1 pseudogene is annotated in these 900 nt (G+C 75.0%); it reads left to right on the top strand.

What is annotated here, in order from left to right:
- Positions 1-900: pseudogene (locus tag FHN55_RS23070) on the top strand (DUF222 domain-containing protein); the annotation flags it as partial.

Raw genomic sequence — 900 nt, 5'->3', positions numbered from 1 at the left:
CCCAGCACCCGGGAGGCGGTGGCCGCGGTGCGCGCCCAGCGCGAAGAGGTGGCCACCGCGGCGCGGGTGCTGGCACGGATGCGTTCCCAGCAGGCCCTGGTCGGCTCCATCCAGGCCGGCCAGATCCGGGACCTGGCCGCGCTGTCCTGGCTGTACCGCAGCGCCGGCCGCGGTCCGGCCTTCCCCGACCCCGGCTCTGGTTCGGGTGAGGGGATGGGTGCGGTCTTCGCTGCCCAGGCCCAGGCGGTGGCTGCGGCGGGGTTGGAGGACCTGGTCGCGGAGCTGGCCGCGGCGCTGGGGTGGACGCAGTACACCGCCCAGGCCCAGGTGCTGCTGGCCCAGCAGGTGGTGGCGGTGATGCCGCACGCCCTGGACCGCCTGGGCGCCGGTCAGCTGAGCATGGCGATGCTGACCGCCACCGCCCGCCGCCTCGGCGATGTCGATGACGTGGTCGCGGCCACCATCGAGGAGCACCTGTTCGGCCCCGATGCAGCCGGGGTGGGGCTGACCGCGGCGAGCTTGCGCGAGGAGGTCGACCACCAGCTGGCGCTGCACGACCCCGCCGCCGCGACGCGGCGGGTGCGGGCCAAGACCTGCGCGCGGCGGGTGTGCTTGACGACGCTGGGGGATGGGCAGGCCAAGCTGAGCCTGATCGGGCCGGTGACCGCCCTGGCCGGGGTGGCCCGGCAGGTCGATGCCGCGGGCAGGGCGAACCTGGTCGCCGCCAAGGACGCCGCCCGCCGGGGTCAGCCCGCTCCCGGTGGTGGGGACCCCTACGGCGAGCCCACCGCTGCCACCGACCAGCCTGACCAGCCTGACCAGCCTGACCAGCCTGACCAGCCTGACCAGCCTGACCAGCCTGACCAGCCTGACCAGCCTGACCAGCCTGATCAGCCTGAT

It is taken from the genome of Streptomyces sp. NP160, assembly GCF_006335115.1.
Classification (GTDB): domain Bacteria; phylum Actinomycetota; class Actinomycetes; order Actinomycetales; family Quadrisphaeraceae; genus Quadrisphaera.
Note: the sequence above shows the minus strand (reverse complement) of the source record. Positions and strands in the feature narration are given on the sequence as shown.